Source organism: Sphingorhabdus sp. (assembly GCF_044354325.1).
Classification (GTDB): domain Bacteria; phylum Pseudomonadota; class Alphaproteobacteria; order Sphingomonadales; family Sphingomonadaceae; genus Sphingorhabdus_B.
The window spans coordinates 14302-32399 of sequence record NZ_JBILAF010000012.1; the positions used below are offsets into that span (position 1 = coordinate 14302).

17 protein-coding genes and 1 tRNA gene are annotated in these 18098 nt (G+C 56.8%); 14 read left to right on the plus strand and 4 right to left on the minus strand.

Features of this window, described 5'->3' with window-relative positions; translation table 11 throughout:
- Positions 1-42 precede the first annotated feature (42 nt).
- Genes ACIQ0G_RS02315 through ACIQ0G_RS02325 form a run of 3 tightly spaced genes read left to right on the plus strand, consistent with a single transcriptional unit; the run spans position 43 to position 4210 of the window.
- Positions 43-792, plus strand: a complete 750-nt coding sequence (locus tag ACIQ0G_RS02315) for a hypothetical protein (protein ID WP_397576509.1) — start codon at positions 43-45, stop codon at positions 790-792.
- A gap of 15 nt (positions 793-807) precedes the next feature.
- The gene (locus ACIQ0G_RS02320) at positions 808-3315 is read left to right on the plus strand and encodes a hypothetical protein (protein WP_397576510.1); all 2508 of its coding nucleotides are present in this window, start codon (positions 808-810) and stop codon (positions 3313-3315) included.
- Positions 3316-3337: 22 nt separating this feature from the next.
- Positions 3338-4210, plus strand: coding sequence for a hypothetical protein (locus ACIQ0G_RS02325; RefSeq protein WP_397576511.1), 873 nt, complete (start codon positions 3338-3340; stop codon positions 4208-4210).
- 131 nt (positions 4211-4341) lie between these two features.
- Here the strand turns inward: ACIQ0G_RS02325 and ACIQ0G_RS02330 are convergent.
- Positions 4342-4418 (minus strand) — tRNA-Pro (locus ACIQ0G_RS02330).
- Between the two features lie 176 nt (positions 4419-4594).
- On the opposite strand from ACIQ0G_RS02330, the gene yajC reads away from it, so the two are divergent.
- From yajC to secF, 3 genes are all read left to right on the plus strand, one after another.
- Positions 4595-4921, plus strand: coding sequence for a preprotein translocase subunit YajC (gene yajC, locus ACIQ0G_RS02335; protein ID WP_397576512.1), 327 nt, complete (start codon positions 4595-4597; stop codon positions 4919-4921).
- 68 nt (positions 4922-4989) lie between these two features.
- Positions 4990-6588, plus strand: a complete 1599-nt coding sequence (gene secD / locus ACIQ0G_RS02340; protein WP_397576513.1) for a protein translocase subunit SecD — start codon at positions 4990-4992, stop codon at positions 6586-6588.
- A gap of 10 nt (positions 6589-6598) precedes the next feature.
- On the plus strand, positions 6599-7579 hold the full coding sequence (secF, locus tag ACIQ0G_RS02345) for a protein translocase subunit SecF (protein WP_397576514.1): 981 nt from the start codon (positions 6599-6601) through the stop codon (positions 7577-7579).
- A 90-nt stretch (positions 7580-7669) separates the two neighbouring features.
- Here secF and ACIQ0G_RS02350 read toward each other — a convergent pair whose 3' ends face one another.
- Positions 7670-8233 (minus strand): helix-turn-helix domain-containing protein, encoded by a 564-nt coding sequence (locus ACIQ0G_RS02350; protein ID WP_397576515.1) that lies wholly within the window; start codon positions 8231-8233, stop codon positions 7670-7672.
- 88 nt (positions 8234-8321) lie between these two features.
- Here ACIQ0G_RS02350 and ACIQ0G_RS02355 point away from each other — a divergent pair, with 88 nt between their 5' ends.
- Entirely contained in the window at positions 8322-8837 is a 516-nt protein-coding gene (locus ACIQ0G_RS02355) for a DUF6456 domain-containing protein (RefSeq protein ID WP_397576516.1), read from the plus strand.
- On the opposite strand, the gene ACIQ0G_RS02360 is transcribed toward ACIQ0G_RS02355, so the two are convergent.
- Entirely contained in the window at positions 8834-10636 is a 1803-nt protein-coding gene (locus ACIQ0G_RS02360; protein ID WP_397576524.1) for an ABC-F family ATP-binding cassette domain-containing protein, read from the minus strand. The genes ACIQ0G_RS02355 and ACIQ0G_RS02360 overlap by 4 nt on opposite strands.
- An 81-nt stretch (positions 10637-10717) precedes the next feature.
- Between ACIQ0G_RS02360 and ACIQ0G_RS02365 the strand changes: the two genes are divergently transcribed.
- From ACIQ0G_RS02365 to ACIQ0G_RS02385, 5 genes are all read left to right on the plus strand, one after another.
- Positions 10718-11566 (plus strand): D-amino-acid transaminase, encoded by an 849-nt coding sequence (locus ACIQ0G_RS02365; protein WP_397576517.1) that lies wholly within the window; start codon positions 10718-10720, stop codon positions 11564-11566.
- A 27-nt stretch (positions 11567-11593) separates the two neighbouring features.
- Complete coding sequence (locus ACIQ0G_RS02370) at positions 11594-12307, plus strand: SIMPL domain-containing protein (protein WP_397576518.1); 714 nt, start codon at positions 11594-11596, stop codon at positions 12305-12307.
- A 70-nt stretch (positions 12308-12377) separates the two neighbouring features.
- On the plus strand, positions 12378-12674 hold the full coding sequence (locus ACIQ0G_RS02375) for a hypothetical protein (RefSeq protein ID WP_397576519.1): 297 nt from the start codon (positions 12378-12380) through the stop codon (positions 12672-12674).
- Between the two features lie 72 nt (positions 12675-12746).
- On the plus strand, positions 12747-13412 hold the full coding sequence (locus ACIQ0G_RS02380) for a response regulator transcription factor (RefSeq protein WP_397576520.1): 666 nt from the start codon (positions 12747-12749) through the stop codon (positions 13410-13412).
- A gap of 14 nt (positions 13413-13426) precedes the next feature.
- On the plus strand, positions 13427-14806 hold the full coding sequence (locus ACIQ0G_RS02385) for an ATP-binding protein (RefSeq protein WP_397576521.1): 1380 nt from the start codon (positions 13427-13429) through the stop codon (positions 14804-14806).
- Here the strand turns inward: ACIQ0G_RS02385 and ACIQ0G_RS02390 are convergent, their stop codons facing one another.
- Entirely contained in the window at positions 14807-15094 is a 288-nt protein-coding gene (locus ACIQ0G_RS02390) for a chorismate mutase (RefSeq protein ID WP_183941418.1), read from the minus strand.
- Positions 15095-15190: 96 nt separating this feature from the next.
- Between ACIQ0G_RS02390 and ACIQ0G_RS02395 the strand changes: the two genes are divergently transcribed.
- Positions 15191-16204, plus strand: a complete 1014-nt coding sequence (locus ACIQ0G_RS02395; RefSeq protein WP_397576522.1) for a polyprenyl synthetase family protein — start codon at positions 15191-15193, stop codon at positions 16202-16204.
- A 65-nt stretch (positions 16205-16269) separates the two neighbouring features.
- A partial coding sequence (gene hrpB / locus ACIQ0G_RS02400) for an ATP-dependent helicase HrpB (RefSeq protein WP_397576523.1) occupies positions 16270-18098 on the plus strand: 1829 nt, incomplete at its 3' end.

Sequence of the window (18098 nt, forward strand, 5' to 3'; positions counted from 1 at the left end):
ACCCCTTGTTTTTCCCAATTTTGATTTGCGGAGGGACCCGTTATGAAAATAGGCTCATTGGCTATAGCCCCGTGTTTGTTTTTCTCGATTGTACCTGGCGCTGCCCAGGCTCAAGGTTATCAGGTCCAACCTATGTTGGCGACCATCGCGCCAAGCGGTTCGGATTCGCATCTGACCATGTCGATTAAGAACACCGGAGCGGTTACCATAACGCTTGAGCTCATTCCGTTTCGCGCCACAGTTGACGATAACGGAACACCTAAGCGCATTGATGAAGAAGCCGACTTCCTGGTTTATCCTGCACAGTCAGCGATCGAGCCCGGAAAGGAGCAATCCGTCCAGATCCGGTATATTGGCGCGCCAGCCTTAACCGAAGCGCGGATGTACGGTGTGCGGATTTCGCAATTGCCGGTCAGTGCGCCGGGATATACGGGCACCACAAATGCAGGCAGTACAGCGTCTGATGTGAAAGTTAGCTTCAACTTTCTGAGCCACATCATCGTTTCTCCCAATGCTGCAAAAGCCGCAATAACTATCCAAGAAACGGCGCGTGAGCCCAATGGTGATTTGGTTCTGCGTATTACGAATTCCGGCAATGGTATTGCGGTGCTGAATGCGTCCGAATTTACGCTGACGGATTCCACTGGGAAAACCATGACGCTTGCCGCCGATGATTTGCACTTCGGTGACTTTTCAGCGTTCATGCCCAATCAAACCAGACGGGCTACGGTCAGCGCAAAAAAACTTGCAGGGCTGGTCGGCATGATCACGCCGAAGCTGACGGTTCAATAACTCGTGCATCCCAATATGGTTCGGCGACCTACCATCCGCTGGGCCGCGACCGGTGGCACGGCTATTCTTGCCATGATTGCCCCTTATTCGGCTGTCGGATATTCTGCGGGCGACGGGGCAGTTGCCGCCGGTTCTGATACAGCTGATGTTTATGGGGCAGGCCAGCAGGACAGCGGACCTGCGGTGGCAGGTAAGATCGCAGTGCGGGTTCCGCTTGAAGTATCGCTTGTCGTCAACGGTAAATTTCTGGGCACCATCAGTGTCGCGGTCGATGCGAAAGGCGACGGTGAGATCGACGCAGTCAGGTTGATCGATTTGCTTCGCCCGATTGTCGATGCGCCGCTCCTTTCAGACATAAATGCGCGCATCGCTGGTAAAACCAAAGTCGATTTTTCGGATCTCGATACCGGGGCATTTTCCATTGCTTTTGACAGTCTGGCGCTGGTGGTAAAAGCCACTCTGGCCGCCGACGCTTCGCTGCCCAGCGACCTGCGGCTGTCCGCCGAGCAAGCAACACCGATCCCGTCATCATTCGATCAGCCAAGCGGTTTTGCCGCCGGATTAAATATTGGTTTGGGACAGCGTTACGCGTTTGAAGAGGGCGGTTTCGAACGGCTGCGTGCCAATTTGGATCTGATTGCAAATATCGGCGGTTTTGAAGGGGTCACGTTGACCAGTGGCGCGATTTATGACGGACAGCATTGGCAAAGGCAGGAAACGCGGCTGACGCACGATCTGTTTGATCAAGGCATTCGCGCCACGGCTGGAGAATTCACGCCCAGTTCGACCTCTTTTCAAGGCTCTGGCGGTATATTGGGTGTGGGCGTCGAGCGGGCCTATTCTACTATCCGGCCATTCCAGAACACACGGCCCACAGGGCGTCAGGAATTCACGCTACAACGCGATTCCAGTGTCGATGTTTTCGTGAACCAAGTACGCGTCCAGACCATCCAGTTGCAGGCAGGACGCTATAATATTAGCGATTTCCCGTTCACTGCCGGACCCAATCAGATTAAACTTGTCGTTGAAGATATCGGCGGGCGACAAGAAATCGTGAACTTCGACGTGTTCAACACGACGAGCCTGCTAACCGCCGGCGTTTCGGAATTCGGCGGTGCTGTCGGCGTCAGGCAAAAAGGGACCTTGTCCTATGGCTTTTTACCAGCTGCAACCGGCTATTGGTATCGTGGAATATCCGATACATTGACGCTGGGTATAAATGGCCAAGCCAGCGCAAACCGGGCCCAATTTGGAGGCGTTGCCACCATCGGCACACAGATAGGGCTGTTCCAGCTTGAAGGCGCCACCAGCACCCGATTTGGCAAAGGCGGCGTCGATCTCGCGCTATCCGCAGACTATCGTGGAGAATTCTCGCTCCGTTCAGAGGCTGACCTGCGCGTGGTGGGCTCGGCTGTTTATCGCAGCGCAGATTTTTCAGACGCTTTCTCTCGCAGCACGCGCAATGGCCGCGTGCTCGACGCCGCGCTGCAAGTTCAGTGGCTGGCACCTTTTGGTATCAGCACAGGCGCGGGCGTGAGCTATGGTCTATCACGCGACGGATTACCCAATTCGTACCGCTATGACCTTACCCTTGGCCGAAGTTTTGGACGGATTGGTGCCACGATCACCGGATCACGAACCGTATTTTCCAATGGCCAAGGAAATGAAAGCCGTGTCGCTATTGGATTGTCTGTGCGTCTTGGTCGGCGCGATAATGTGAACGCCCGCTACGATAGCGGCACGCATCGTACAGAGTTGGAAGCCAGCCGTGCGCCGGAAGGCAGGCTGGAAGAAGTCAGCGGGTATCTGCGCTATACCAAGGAAGACGATGCCTCCGATGCTTCGGCCAGAATAGCGTATGTGAATAACCGTTTCGACTTGGTCGTGAACCACAACCGCCTTGAAAGCGCAGGGCCGGGCGGAAAGACCCGTAATGCTTCCGACTGGAACATGCGCACAGCGATTGGATATGCCGGCGGCAGCTTTGCTGTGGGGCGGGCCATTGACGAAGGATTTGTAGTGGTGCCGGTCCACCGGTCGCTCAAAGGATCGCAGGCGCTGATCGGTGCGGGGGATAGGGTCATTGCCCGTTCGGGCCTTTTCGGTCCTGCGCTTGTGCCCATTGGCCGAGCTTACGGGGTCAGCCGTTACGATGTTAAAGTCGACCCGCTACCGATTGGATATGATCTTGGTGCAGGCAACATCAATCTCTTCCCCGGCTACGGATCGGGATATCGGATCATGATCGGCAGCGACGCGTCACATATCGCCGTTGGATTTCTGCATGGAGATGATGGGCCGGTGGCGCTGTCGTCTGGTTTCATCACACCGTTAGACGCCAAACTATTGGATGGCTGGGTTGAACGATCATTCTTCACCAACCGCGCGGGACGGTTCGTCGCAGACCGGCTAGCACCGGGACGTTACCGCCTAACTATGCCAGGACGTGGAAGCGCAGAATTTGAAATCGGTAAAGACACGAAAGGAGTGAGCGATGTTGGCACGATTCATTTGGCGCGGTAAAAGCAATATGCTGTTTTTCGTATTGGGATGCGCGCTTGCCGCCGCATTACCCGGTGCCGCTCATGCTTGTGAGACCGAGATAACGCCTGACAGCTCGGCAATGTACATTGAATACGACCCTTTCGCGTTTACGCGCAGCGAGGGGCAGCTGGCGTTCACCGTAACGAACAAGAGTGAACAAGATTGCGCGGTAGAAATCGTCCTAATGGATGCCGCGCAGCTTTCGACCGCGGAAGTCGAGATCGCAAATTCAGGAATTCTCGTCGCATTTTCCGCGCGCAGCGGAGACGCTTTACTGAATCCGAGCGCCATTCCGGGCATCTGGCGTCTGAACCTTGCACATGGTCGGTCCACGGGCGTTGTTATAAGCGGTCTGGTCATAAAGGATGCAGTCGCATCAGCAGGCCGGCACGAAGCCGACCTGACCGTCGGCATACGCGGTGATGGCAATGCGTCAGTCCCGGTCTCCAGCCTGCCGCTCAGAGTGAGCCTGTTCGCCCAACCGCGCGCGCAAATGAATATCGTCGGCGCAGCCGGAACATTTGGCCAAGGCCCCAGCGTGGCGCAGGTGGATTTTGGAGAAATCGCGTCCAATTCAACCAGGCGCGTGTTTCTTGAGGTGCGCGCGAATACAACCGCCCGCCTTTCGATTGTTTCTGCCAATAGCGGCCGGCTCATGCGAGAGGGTGGCGCCAATGACGAGGGCGGTATTGCTTATAGTGCGCAACTTTCCGAAGCGCCGGTCGATCTTACCAAGTACTGGGAATGGATATTCGAACCACCCCGGTCGCTTGCCGGAACGTCCCTGCCCCTGGACCTAACAATTGGTGCAGTTTCAGCGGAAAGAGCTGGTATGTATAGCGATGTTCTAACGATTGAATTGAGCGCTATTTAGACGCCCTGGTATGAGAAGGCTCCTCATGTCCACATGGCGCTGAACCGCGCAAGAAATTGCTGCGCGTGATGTCACGGCGGGCTTATCGACAATGACATTCTAAGGAATTGTGCGGTAAGCCTTGGAATAATTGGTCGGGACGACAGGATTCGAACCTGCGACCCCCACACCCCCAGTGTGATGCGCTACCAGGCTGCGCTACGTCCCGACCGCCAAAGACCTCGCCGAGGCCAGTGGAAGCGCGCCTATATGGCGCTGGTTTCCTAAAAGCAAGCGCGGTTTGGACGCTTTGACGTTGCGTCAGCTGGGTGCAGGTGATAATCGCGCCCGATTGTTCAGGACCGCGCCTGCATTGGGCGCCTTTTTTAAAATGTGAGGTTTCCGATGGAGTTTGTTATCTTGAGCGCTGCAGCTGGTGGCGCGGGTGGTTCGGCATTTTTTGTGCAGCTGTTCCCACTGCTTTTGATCTTCGTCGTTTTCTACATGTTTCTCATTCGCCCGCAGCAAAAGCGCGCCAAGGAGCATGAGGCGAAAATCAACGCGGTGCAGAAGAATGATGACGTCATCACTGCGGGTGGCTTGATGGGCAAGGTAACGAAAGTTGCCGATGACTATGTCGAAGTCGAAATCGCGCCAAATGTGCGGGTGAAGGCGGTTAAATCCACCATCGCCAATGTACAGCCGCGCGGCGCCAAAGCTGCTAACGATTAATCGCTGGGGTTGAACAGAAGTTCTGTCGACCCCAAATTCCGTTTTCCCAGTTCGTTCGGACCCAGCCTATGCTTGATTTTCCCCGTTGGCGCGTATGGATGCTCAACACCCTGATTATTCTGGGTGTGCTTTTTGCCATACCAAGCGTGTTGCCTACCCACATCAGGGCGCAGCTCGCGCAATTTGTGCCGACGCCGACCATCAACCTTGGTCTCGACCTTGCGGGTGGTAGCCACATTCTGCTTGAGGCCGACACCTCGCAGCTTGCCGAAACCCGGTTGGAAGCTTTGGAAGATAGCGTCAGAACGACAATGCGCCGCGCCGATCCGCGGATTGCGATTTCGGATGTGTCGCGTGCCAACGGACAATTGAGCTTTACGGTCGACAGCCCCGCTCAAGTCGACGCAGCCCGCGAGGCGTTGTTGCCGCTGACCAGCAATGCAACCGGCGGCCGCGACTGGAACATCGGCGTGAATGACGGCAACCGCATGATCCTGACACCAGCGGGCACAGGCGATGAAACTGCACTCGACCAAGCGATGGATACGGCAAAGGACGTTATCGATCGCCGCATCAACGCCTTGGGCACGCTTGAGCCTACGATCATCCGTCAGGGTGAAAATCGCATCGTTGTTCAGGTCCCCGGATTGGATGATCCAGAGGCGTTGAAGGCATTGATTGGTAAGACGGCCAAGCTTGAATTCAAACTTGTCGACGAACAAGCCGATCCCGATCAGACCGCGCAGGGCAAGGCCCGCGTTGGCAGCCAAGTTCTGCCCTATCCCGATAACCCCTCCGGTTTGCCGTACATTGCCGTGCGCCGGTTGGGCGGCATTTCCGGCGACAAGCTGGTTAAAGCTGACCCGACATTTGACTCGCAGACAAATGAGCCAGCGGTCACCATCCAGTTTGATAGCGAAGGCGGGCAGAAATTTGCCCGCATGACGCAGCAGAATGTCAACAAGCTGTTCGCCATCGTGTTGGACGGACAAGTGATTTCCGCGCCGCAAATTCGCGAACCGATTTTTGGTGGCGTCTCGCAGATTTCCGGAAGCTTCACGACGGAAAGTGCCAACGCGCTGTCCATCTCGCTTCGGTCAGGCGCATTGCCGGTTGACCTGAAGATTGTTGAGGAACGTTCGGTTGGCCCGGATTTGGGTGCTGACTCCATTCGCCGCGGCATTTTGGCTGCGGTCATCGGTACCACTGCAATTCTGGTCCTGATGTTCCTCGTTTATGGCCGCTTCGGCATGTATGCCAACTTCGCGTTGGTCATCAACGTCGCCATGATCCTTGGCGTGATGGCATTTGCCAATGCAACGCTGACCCTACCGGGTATTGCCGGCTTTGTTCTGACCATTGGTGCTGCGGTTGACGCAAACGTGCTTATCAACGAACGTATTCGCGAAGAATTGAAACGTGGCCGCCGTGTCGTGCAGGCGATTGAATTTGGCTATAAAGAAGCCAGCCGCGCCATTTTTGACGCGAACAGCACCAACGTCATTGCCGCGGTATTGCTGTTCATCTTTGGTTCCGGACCCATTCGCGGTTTCGCAGTGGTTTTGATGATCGGGATCGTCACATCGGTGTTCACCGCAGTTACCATCACGCGCATGTGGGTCTCACGCTGGGTGAAACGCACGCGTCCCCATGAACTGACGATTTGAGGATATAGACATGAAACTGCTCAAACTCGTTCCTGACGATACCAATATCGATTTTCTGAAATGGCGGACATGGGCCTTTGGCATCAGCCTGTTGCTCATGGTCGCGTCGGTTGGCTTGGTGGCCACAAAGGGCCTGAACTTTGGTGTCGATTTTATCGGCGGCCAAATGATCCGCGCGACATTCACGCAAAGCGCGGCCGCACCCGTTACTGAATTGCGCGAAACCGTCGCGAAGCTCGGCTATGGCGATCCGACCATTCAGCGTTTTGGCGCAGAAAATCAGGTCTCGATCCGCATGAAATTGCCAGAAGGCGCGGACAAGAATCCTGAGCTTGCCAATGCCATGGCGACAAAGATTACCGACACCTTGAAAGCGGGTCACCCCGATGTCCGCATTGACGGCGTGGATTCGGTGTCAGGTAAGGTATCGGAAGAATTGTTCAGCAAGGGCATTCTCGCGCTGCTTGCAGCTATGGCTGGCGTATCGATCTACATTTGGTTCCGGTTCGAATGGCAATTCGGCGTGGGCGCCATCTGGTCGCTTGTTCACGACGTGACGCTTACCTTCGGCCTGTTCGCGCTGACGGGTTGGGAGTTCGACCTGAATATCATTGCGGCCCTGCTGACGATCATCGGTTATTCGTTGAACGATACCGTGGTTGTCTATGACCGTATTCGCGAGAATCTGATGAAATTCCGCAAGATGGAAATGGCATCGCTCTTGAACCTTTCGGTGAACGAAACATTGTCGCGCACCGTTATGACCAGCGTGTCGATCTCGCTGCCGTTGATCGTTCTGGTGCTGTTTGGACCAGACGTTATTTTCGGATTCAGCGCTGCGATGGCGTTCGGTATTGTCGTCGGAACATATTCTTCGATTTACCAGGCTGCGCCAATCCTGATCTGGCTCAAGGTCGGTTCGCACAGCTTTGTGCCAACCGATGAAGCCGGTTCAAAGGCCGAGCGCATCATCGAAGGTTTTGAATCTTAATCCGGACGTCCGTGAAATTCGGCTAACGGGCGGGCATTTTCTTTTTAGGAGAATGCCTGCCCGTTCGCGGTGATATCCGCACCAAGCGCTCTACAGCTTGCGAACGAGCCGTACGGCTTTCGCAATCCATGCCGGGTCTGCAACCACCTGTTGCCGTGCTCCAGCTTCCAGCGGCAGCAGATGCAGCTTGCCCGCCTCGCGGCCCAATAATCGCCCAAAGAGGAAGCGGCCGCCGGGACGTGGAACCAAAACGTCGAGATTGAGCGCCGATCCAAAAGCATCAGGCTGAATCTGTTCAAGCCATAATTCGTCACCACGGCGATATTCGCCCGTTGCGACGGCAATACGCAGGCCGACCATCGTTCCGCCGACGTTCGGCACCATGATGCGCTCTTCCTTGGTCGGCGCATGTGTGCCGTCTTCGCCTAAGATGGCTGCCACAGGCAAAAACTGCTGGTCGGGCAGGGCCACCAAATCGCTCGATTCAACGCCCAAGGCGTCTGCAATGCGGTTAATCCAAATCAGCGACAGCACCCGCGTACCGGTTTCCAGTCGTCCAATGGTCTGCGCCGTCGTTGCGGGTTTGCACCGTTCCGCCACATCGGCAAGCGTCATCCCCTTGGCCCTGCGCACATCACGAATTCGGCTTTGCATAAAATACTCCATCACCAGATAGGTTTTTTCTTTCCTACAATATTTACCACATGGCAAGGGTGATTCGCTGATTAAGCGGAGAATAAATATGCCCTCAAAGTCCCATGCAAAACGTAACCTGCCTGATCCACGGCTATTGGCCGAGCGGGGCTTGCGCGAAAGCGGGCCAGTGCCGCGTGATGCGAAAGCCCGCCGCACGGTGACCGTCAACCTCGCGGAATCGCCGCTTTCATGGTTGCATGCGCGCGGCCACTTGTCGGACCGGCAGATGTTGGCCGGGGAAACGTTGCGCCGCGATTATGAATCTGCGGCGCTTGGCCCGCATGTCACCATGTCGTGGGAAAATATTCCGATCGGCCGCCAAAAACGCGCGGCACCGTCTGGCTTGAACCGGACAGAGCGGATGATGAGCGCGAAGGCGCGTTTTGACGACGCCTTGTCCGCGCTTGGCCCTGACCTATCCGACATTGCGTGGCGCGTGATTTGCGTGGGCGAGAGCATGCCTGCGGCAGAACGTGAGATGTCGTGGCCAGTGCGGTCTGGAAAGCTTGTGTTGAAAATTGCGCTCGACCGGCTTGTGACCTTCTACAGGATAGCGGGTTAGGTCGCGGCTTCTTCAACCATCATCGCCAACTCTAACCAACGCTCCTCCGCCGCGTCCTTTTCGGCGCGCAGTTTTTCGGTCTTGGCCGTCAGTTCGGCAAATCGCGCCGGGTTTTTCATGTAGAGCGTCGGCTCACCCATTTCCTTTCCGGCTGCCGCAACCTTGGCATCGATTTCGGCAATGCGGCTGGGCAGCAGATCATAATCGCGCTGGTCTTTGTAGGTCAGCTTAACCCTTTTGGCGGGCGCGGTGTCGCTGCTTGCCTCTGGCCGCGGGGCGGGTTTGTCTGCCTTTTTCGCTGCGGGTTTGTCGCGCTTGTCCCGCTTGGCTTCCCAGTCGGCATAACCGCCCGCAATGATATCGACATGCCCTGATCCATCAAGGCCAAGGGTGAGCGTTACCGTTCGGTCAAGGAAATCACGGTCGTGGCTGACGATCAGCACGGTGCCGTCATAATCGGCAATGACTTCCTGCAGCAGATCCAACGTTTCAAGGTCGAGGTCATTTGTGGGTTCGTCCAGCACCAGCAAATTGGCTTCACGCGCGAATTCGCGCGCCAGCAAAATGCGCGATTGTTCGCCACCCGATAGCGAGCCGATCCGCGCCTCAATCAATGCCGGGTCAAACAGAAACTCTTTCAAATAGCCCTGAACATGTTTGCGCACGCCGCGCACATCAATCCAGTCGCTGCCATCGGCGAGTACATCGCGCACGCGCTTTTCGGGGGTCAGCAATTTGCGCTGCTGATCGATGACGATACCGGTCAACGTTGGCGATAGCGTGATGCTGCCGCTGTCGGGTTGTGTTTCACCGGTCAGAATCCGGATTAAAGTCGTTTTGCCGGTGCCGTTCGCGCCGACAATGCCGATACGGTCCCCGCGCTGGATACGCAGCGTGAAATCTTTGATAATCGTGCGGTCGCCAAAGCTTTTGCCGATGCCTTCTGCGCTGATGACGGTTTTGGTTTTGCTGTCGTCGCTTGCGGCGGCAAGTTTGGCGGTGCCTTGCGGGCCGATCATTGCGGCGCGTGCGGCGCGCATTTCCCACAACTTCGCGAGCCGTCCCTGATTGCGCTTACGCCGCGCCGTGACGCCGCGCTCAAGCCAATGTGCTTCAATCTTCAGCTTGGCATCCAGCCGGTCCGCATTGCGCGCATCTTCGGCATAGACCCGCTCGGTCCATGCATCATAACCGCCAAAGCCAATCTCATTCCGGCGCAAAAGGCCACGGTCCAGCCAGAATGTCTGCCGCGTCAGACGGGTCAAAAACGTCCGGTCATGGCTGATAACCATGAAAGCGCCGCGATACCGCGTCAGCCAATCCTCAAGCCATTCAATCGCGGCGAGGTCCAAATGGTTGGTCGGCTCGTCCAGCAACAGCAAATCGGGTTCACTGGCCAATGCGCGGCAAATCGCGGCGCGCCGTTTCTCACCGCCGCTTGCGGTCTTGGCTTCGCGGTCCAGGTTAATGCCTAACTGGTCCGCAATGGCGCGCACCGCATATTCGGGCGGACCTTTTTCGCCATGAATGGCAAAATCGACGAGCCGTTCGAACGATGTCACGTCGGGGTCTTGTTCCAGCATCACGATATTTGTGCCGGGAACGACAACGCGATTGCCTTTGTCCGCCTCGACCGAGCCAGCGACCAATTTCATCAACGTTGTTTTGCCCGCGCCATTGCGGCCAATCAGCGCGAGCCGGTCGCGTGCGCCAATAAACAGGTCGATATCCTGAAACAGCCAGCCGCCACCTTGCTGTAGCGCGAGATTTTCGAATGCGAAGATTGGGGGTTGAGACATATGCGCTGGCGGATAGGGGGTCGCAACGGGAATGACAATGTCGATGTTGACGATTAGCGGCGCTTCCAGCACAGACGTCATATGCGCACTATTTATCTCAACGGGGAATATGTTCCCGAAATCGACGGCAAAGTATCGGTATTCGACCGGGGATTTCTGTTCTCTGACTCGGTCTATGAAGTCGTCTCGGTGCTTGGCGGCAAGCTTGTGGATTTTGACGGCCATGTGCAGCGACTGGCCCGCTCGCTTGGCGAACTGGGCATTAAAGGCGCGCCTGATGCCGCAGCATGGCTCACAATTTGCCGCGAACTTGTCGCGCGCAATGCTGTCGAGGAAGGCATGATCTATTGGCAAGTCACGCGCGGCGCGCCGACTGACCGCGATTTTGTTTTCCCACCCGAAGGCACAACGCCGACCGTTTTGGCCTTTAGCCAAAGCCGTGCATTGGCAGAGACGCCATTGGCAAAGCGCGGCATTCGTGTGGTGACTTTGCCCGATCTGCGCTGGGGCAGGGCCGATATCAAAACGACGCAATTGCTATATGCGTCGCTGATGAAAAACGAGGCGATTGCCCGCGGGGTTGATGACGCGTGGATGGAACGTGGCGGCGTCGTGACAGAGGGGACCGCGCAAAACGCGCATATCATTACGCAAGATGGCGTGCTGGTGACCCACCCGCTGAACCGCGAAATCCTGCATGGCATTACCCGTGCCGCCGTTTTGCCAATGGTCGCGCAAACAATCGAAGAGCGGGCGTTTTCGGTCGCAGAGGCGGAACAAGCCGCTGAGGCTTTCGTTTCGTCGGCGTCAGGTTTCGTGATGCCCGTGGTGGAAATAAACGGGAAAACCATCGGCGATGGAACGCCCGGTTCGGCAACCGTTCAGCTTCGCCAAGCCTATATCGATTGGGCACGCCAAACCGCGATATAAGCAGGTGGCATCACACAGGAGCATTTCATGCGTAAAATTATTTTTGCCACGTTGCTGGCAACCGCAGCTTTGGCGTCGGGCGAAGCGATGGCGACGCAGGTCAATATTACCGCCGCAAACCCCGTCATTGACCTGACGATCACCGAATCTGTAGACGCCAAGCCAGATATCGCGACCTTCTCAACGGGTGTACAAACCATGGCACCAACGGCGACCGAGGCGGTCCGCGCAAACAATGTTCAAATGGCTTCTGTCGTCGCGCGGCTGAAGAAATTGGGCATTGCCGAGCGCGATATTCAAACCACGCAGATCAGCCTCAATCAGCAATTTGATTATCGCGACGGGCAGCAAATTTTTAAAGGCTATCAAGCTTCGAACATGGTGACATCGAAACTGCGCGACCTGAAAAAACTGGGCGCGTTTTTGGATGCGCTCGCGGTCGATGGCGCGACAAGCTTCAATGGTCCGACGTTCAGCATTGATGATGACAGTGCGTTTCGTGCCGCTGCCCGTGACAAGGTTTGGGCGACGGCAATGAACCGCGCACAAAACCTTGCACGAAAGGCCGGATACAATGATGTCCGCGTCTTGCGCGTTGAAGAAACCGACAGCCAAGGCGGTGGCTATCCACGGCCCATGGTCATGCGCGCTATGGATGCGTCTGAAAAGTCGACACCCATTGCGCCGGGTGAGCTAAGTGTAGGGGCAACGCTTTCATTCACCTTTGAAATGGTGAAATAATCTTATCGGGCCGGTTGTGATGATCGGCCCATTCATTTTACGTTCAATGCCATGGGGGTAGTGCGCAGGAATGTTAAACCGAACTTCAATTTTTGCAGGGCTGTCCGCAATTGCGTTGCTCGCTGCCTTTCCCGCCGATGCGCGTCGCGGGGAACAGGATGATGCGCGTCAGGATATGGCGGCCGGGAAGATCAAACGTCTTCCCGAAATTGAGGCGATCGTTGTGCCGCGAATGCGCGGGATGCAGTATTTGGGACCGGAATATGACCCGACTGCGCAAGTCTACCGACTTAAATTCATCAACCGTGACAGGGTGATATTTGTCGACGTAGATGCCCGAACAGGTAACGTTTTACGCCAACGCTGATAGGATTTTGTGGCTGCACGTGAATCTGCTAGCCACGTTCCGATACAAATATTGACAATAAAAGGGGACAGCATGCGCATCTTGATCGTCGAAGACGAACCCACATTGGGCAAGCAATTAAAGTCCACCCTTGAAGGTGCTGGCTACGCAGTTGATTTGTCCACCGACGGCGAAGACGGCCATTATATGGGCTCAACCGAAAATTACGATGCGGTCGTTCTTGATCTTGGCCTGCCTGAAATTGACGGCCTCACGGTTCTCGATCGCTGGCGCAAGGAAGGCCGTAAATTCCCCGTTCTGGTTCTGACAGCGCGTGATAGCTGGTCCGACAAGGTGGCTGGTCTTGATGCGGGTGCCGATGATTATCTGGCCAAGCCATTCCAGACCGAAGAGCTGATCGCGCGCCTTCGTGCGCTGATCCGCCGCGCATCGGGCAATGCTTCGTCTGAGCTGACCGTTGGCGAGGTTCGCCTTGATACACGTTCAGGCCGCGTCACGCTGGCTGGGCAACCCGTGAAGCTGACCGCGCAGGAATATAAACTGCTGTCCTACCTGATGCACCACAAGGGCAAGGTTGTTTCGCGGACCGAGTTGATCGAGCATATTTATGATCAGGATTTTGACCGCGATTCCAACACGATTGAGGTGTTCGTAACGCGCATCCGCAAAAAGCTTGGCCAAGATGTGATCTCGACGATCCGCGGCCTTGGCTATAGCCTTGAGGAACCGGTGAGCTGAACCCGCCGGTCGCCATGAAAACGGCCAATCAAGCACCGACGTGGCGAAGCCAGTTTCAGAGCACGGGTTCGCTGACCCGCCGGATGATTCTGACCGCTGCGGCGTGGATTACGATATTGTTGATCGGCGGCGGCGCCGCGCTTGACCGCGTGTTGGTCAATTCGGTCGAGCAGAATTTCGACAATCAGCTGGAATATGTCCTGACCGCGATGATTGCTTCTGCGGAAATCGGTCCCGATGGTGAAATCCGGATGAACCGCCCGTTGGGCGATCAGCGCTTTCTGGAACCCAACAGCGGTCTATATTGGCAAATCACCGGGAAGGGCGCGATGCCTTTTCCGTCCCGGTCATTATGGGACCGCGCATTGAGCGCGCCGGCCAGTCATAACGACCAAGTGGTTCATTTCCGGAACAGCAACGAATTTGTCGACGAACCGCTGCGCATTGCCGAACGCGCGATCAGGCTACCCGATTCCGACATCGCGTGGACCTTCATGGTCGCGCAAAGCCGTGACAGCCTTGACCGGCAAATTATCGAGCTACGGTCCGTTCTGGTAACGAGTTTTCTTTTGCTCGGTCTTGGCCTCATTATCTTGGCCGCGCTCCAGACATTTTATGGCCTATGGCCGCTGCGTGCGGTGCGCAAAGCGATTGCGCAGATGCGCAGTGGCCGTGAAAGCCGGGTGACCGACGCCTTGCCGGACGAAGTCATGCCCATGGTCAATGAACTGAACGCCTTGCTCGATCATAATGAGAAGCAGGCCGAAGAATCGCGGCGTCATGCCGGGAATTTGGCCCATGCGCTAAAAACGCCGCTCACGGTCATCATGAACAGCGCCACCGCGCAATCACCCGACCTCGCCGACACCATTATTCGCGAAGCCACGACGATGCGGCGTCAGGTCGACCATCATTTGGCACGTGCGCGTGCCGTCGGGCGGCGCGGGCATAGCCACAGCCGCGCACAAATATGGGATAGCCTTGAGTCCGTCGAACGCGCCGTCAGCCGCCTATATTCGCACGTCCGGCTCGACATGGCGGGCGACAAGGAAATTTCCGCCCGTGTCGAACGGCAGGATCTGGATGAAATGCTCGGCAACCTGATCGAGAATGCAGCCAAATATGGCGGCGGCAGCGTGTTTGTTACGGTCGAAGACGCCGGCGATTTTGTTGAAATGCTTATTGAGGACGATGGAAAAGGCATACCCGAGGGCGAGCGTGAACGTTTGTTCGACCGCGGCGCGCGTCTAGACACCGGTAAACCGGGCACTGGACTTGGCTTGGCGATTGTTCGCGATGTTGTCGAAATTTACGGCGGGACCGTCCGGCTCGAAGAAAGCGAAGATCTGGGCGGGTTGCTCGTGCGCCTCCGGTTGCCCAAAGCAACCAGTTAATCAGCTTGCGTCGCGGATCTGCTGATGGTGGCGGATGACTTCATCAATGATGAAGCGCAGGAATTTTTCGGTAAAATCGGGATCAAGCTTTGCATCGCGGGCCAGTTGACGAAGCCGTTCAATCTGCCGTTCTTCGCGGGCAGGGTCGGCTGGCGGTAGCGCCGATTTCGCCTTAAACTCGCCCACCGCCTGCGTTATTTTAAACCGCTCCGCCAGCATGAATACAAGCGCGGCATCGATATTGTCGATGCTTTCACGAAAACGGGTGAGGGTTTCTTGATCGTCCATGACTGCATCCTGTGCCGATAATGACTGCAACGGACAAGAGGAAATACGCCATTTGCACTTGCCTTGCGACGCGGCTGTCGTCAGAGCGAAACGATTATGACTGCAACCATACATAAAATCGGCGGAAATCGTGCGCCATCGTTGGAACCCATGTTCAAGCTGGTCGCACCCGGAATGAACAAGGTGAACGCGGTCATTTTGGACCGTATGCAGTCCGAAATCCCGCTGATTCCTGAGCTGGCCGGGCATCTTATCGCTGGCGGTGGAAAGCGGATGCGCCCGATGCTGACATTGGCCTGTGCGCAGCTTCTCGATTATCCCGGTGAGCGTCATCACAAGCTGGCGGCGGCCGTTGAATTTATTCACACCGCAACCTTGCTGCACGATGATGTTGTCGACGGAAGCGACATGCGCCGTGGCAAAACCGCCGCCAACCTTATTTTCGGAAACCCTGCCGCGGTGTTGGTCGGGGACTTCCTGTTCAGCCGCTCGTTTGAACTGATGGTCGAGGATGGATCGCTTAAGGTTCTCAAAATCTTGTCGAACGCGTCTGCGGTTATTGCAGAGGGCGAGGTTAATCAATTGACCGCCCAGCGGCAGATTTCGACGACCGAAGAGAAATATCTCGAAATCATTGGATCGAAGACTGCGGCGTTGTTTGCAGCAGCCTGCCGCATCGCTGCAGTCGTCGCCGAAAGCGGCGATGCGCAAGAAATGTCGCTGGACGCTTATGGCCGCAATCTGGGGATCGCATTTCAATTGGTTGACGACGCCATTGATTACGTGTCCGATGGCGCAACCATGGGCAAGGACAGCGGCGACGATTTCCGCGATGGCAAGGTCACATTGCCCGTCATTTTGGCCCATTGCCGCGGTGATGCCGATGAACAGAAATTCTGGCGCGACGCGATGCTTGGCAACCGGATTTCGGACGCAGATCTGCAGCATGCGCGCATGTTGCTGCAGGCGCATAACGCGATTGCCGATACGCTGGATCGCGCGCGGCATTATGGCCAACGCGCAATTGATGCGATTGCGCATTTCCCCAATGGTGAAGCCAAATCTGCGCTGACTGAGGCGGTCGAATTCGCCATAGCACGCGCATATTGATCGCACGGTCAGTGCCGATGCAGCACGGGCACAGGCGCAATTCATGATGACAGCCGGAAACCATCATGGCTGAAAAAACATCGGACCATATGCTGCCCGTCATGGCCGTTATGCCCGACCTGCTGGCATCGTTGCGTGCATCACCCAATGCCGTCCTGATTGCGCCGCCAGGGGCGGGTAAGACCACGATGGTTGCGCCTGCATTGTTGGACGAACCTTATTGTAATGGCCAGATTTTGCTGCTGTCCCCACGCCGCCTTGCCGCGCGTATGGCGGCAGAGCGCATTTCGGAGGGGCTGGGCGAAGCCGTCGGGGGACGGGTTGGCTACACGACACGGCTGGATAGCAAACAAGGCCCTAATAGCCGTATATTGGTCATGACCGAGGGCATTTTTCGAAACCGTATCATCAGCGATCCAGAGCTTGTCGGCGTTTCTGCGGTCTTGTTTGACGAAGTTCATGAACGCAGCATCGACAGCGACTTTGGCCTTGCGCTTGCGCTTGAGGCACAAGCCGCATTCCGGCCCGATCTGCGTGTGCTTGCCATGTCGGCAACCTTGGATGGTTCCAGATTTTCGCAGTTGATGGGCGATGCGCCAGTGGTCGAGAGCGACGGCAAAAGATGGCCGCTGGATTTCCGCTATGTTGGCCGGCGCGCCGAACAGGCAATCGAAACCGATATCGTGCGCGCGGTCCGGCAGGCGCTGTCCGAGGAAGAGGGCGATATTCTGGTTTTCTTACCCGGCGTGCGCGAAATTGATCGCGCCGTGGACAGTCTGGGCAGTATTGGCGAAGACATCGTCGTGCATAAATTGCATGGCCAAATCGACCCGGCGGCGCAAAGGCTGGCCGTGCGCCGTGACGCGGAGCAGCGCCGGAAAATCATATTTGCGACCAACATTGCCGAGACCAGTCTGACCATTGATGGCGTTAGCATCGTCATCGACAGTGGCTTGGCGCGGCGCGCGCGGTTCGACCAAGCGGCCGGCGTTACGCGTCTGGTGACCGAGCGCGCGAGCCTGTCTGCGGTAACCCAGCGGGCAGGGCGGGCCGCGCGGCAGCAGGCGGGTGTTGCGTACCGGCTGTGGCAGGAAGCCGGCAATGGCGGGCTGCCCCCATTTGACCCACCTGAAATATTGGAAAGCGACCTCGCGCCGTTGCTGCTCGACTGCGCGCGTTGGGGAGAGAATGACCCGACCAAATTGCGCTGGCTTGATGGCCCGCCAGCGCCCGCGCTTCAGCAAGCGCTCAAGCTTTTGCTGTCCATCAACGCGCTCGATGCGGCGGGGCATATTACGCCGCATGGCGTTCAGCTTGCAGACCTCCCATTACCGCCACCGCTCGCACATATGGTCGTTGAAGCGTCAAAGAGCGGACAAAGCGAAGATGCGGCGATGCTCGCCCTGCTGTTGCAGGAACGCGGGCTTGGCGGGCAAGGCGAGAATATCGAAACGCGGTTTGAACGCTTTGTCGGCGAACGCAGCCCCAAGGCGGATGCCGCACGCAAGCTCGCACAGCGCATATCGCGGATGTGCCGCAGCGGCGCCGGCAAACAAGAACCGCTCAGCATCGGCGGCCTCATCGCCACAGCCTATCCGGATCGCATTGCCAAACGCCGCGATAACAAAGGCGAAAAATGGATTAGCGCGATGGGACGCGGGTTGCAGTTGGACACCGCGTCGCTTCTGGCACGCGAAGAATGGATTGCGGTGGCCGATGTCCAAGGCGCTGCATCGGGCGCGCGCATCTTGTCCGCGGCGCCACTGACGGAAGCCGAGATACTCAGCCATTTCGCCCACCGGATAACGCAGGAAGAGGCCCTGTCGTACGATAAGAATATCGACCGTGTGGATGCGCGCGCGCAGCGGCGGCTTGGTGCGATCGTCTTAAGCGA

Excerpts from the sequence above, each read along its gene's own strand:
- secD (WP_397576513.1), top strand. The coding sequence starts at position 4,990 with ATGCTTGATTTTCCCCGTTGGCGCGTATGGATGCTCAACACCCTGATT.
- ACIQ0G_RS02315 (WP_397576509.1), top strand. The coding sequence starts at position 43 with ATGAAAATAGGCTCATTGGCTATAGCCCCGTGTTTGTTTTTCTCGATT.
- ACIQ0G_RS02395 (WP_397576522.1), top strand. The coding sequence starts at position 15,191 with ATGACTGCAACCATACATAAAATCGGCGGAAATCGTGCGCCATCGTTG.
- ACIQ0G_RS02355 (WP_397576516.1), top strand. The coding sequence starts at position 8,322 with ATGCCCTCAAAGTCCCATGCAAAACGTAACCTGCCTGATCCACGGCTA.
- ACIQ0G_RS02385 (WP_397576521.1), top strand. The coding sequence starts at position 13,427 with ATGAAAACGGCCAATCAAGCACCGACGTGGCGAAGCCAGTTTCAGAGC.
- ACIQ0G_RS02375 (WP_397576519.1), top strand. The coding sequence starts at position 12,378 with ATGTTAAACCGAACTTCAATTTTTGCAGGGCTGTCCGCAATTGCGTTG.
- ACIQ0G_RS02350 (WP_397576515.1), bottom strand. The coding sequence starts at position 8,233 with ATGCAAAGCCGAATTCGTGATGTGCGCAGGGCCAAGGGGATGACGCTT.
- yajC (WP_397576512.1), top strand. The coding sequence starts at position 4,595 with ATGGAGTTTGTTATCTTGAGCGCTGCAGCTGGTGGCGCGGGTGGTTCG.
- ACIQ0G_RS02390 (WP_183941418.1), bottom strand. The coding sequence starts at position 15,094 with ATGGACGATCAAGAAACCCTCACCCGTTTTCGTGAAAGCATCGACAAT.
- secF (WP_397576514.1), top strand. The coding sequence starts at position 6,599 with ATGAAACTGCTCAAACTCGTTCCTGACGATACCAATATCGATTTTCTG.
- ACIQ0G_RS02365 (WP_397576517.1), top strand. The coding sequence starts at position 10,718 with ATGCGCACTATTTATCTCAACGGGGAATATGTTCCCGAAATCGACGGC.
- ACIQ0G_RS02360 (WP_397576524.1), bottom strand. The coding sequence starts at position 10,636 with ATGTCTCAACCCCCAATCTTCGCATTCGAAAATCTCGCGCTACAGCAA.
- ACIQ0G_RS02380 (WP_397576520.1), top strand. The coding sequence starts at position 12,747 with ATGCGCATCTTGATCGTCGAAGACGAACCCACATTGGGCAAGCAATTA.
- ACIQ0G_RS02320 (WP_397576510.1), top strand. The coding sequence starts at position 808 with ATGGTTCGGCGACCTACCATCCGCTGGGCCGCGACCGGTGGCACGGCT.
- ACIQ0G_RS02370 (WP_397576518.1), top strand. The coding sequence starts at position 11,594 with ATGCGTAAAATTATTTTTGCCACGTTGCTGGCAACCGCAGCTTTGGCG.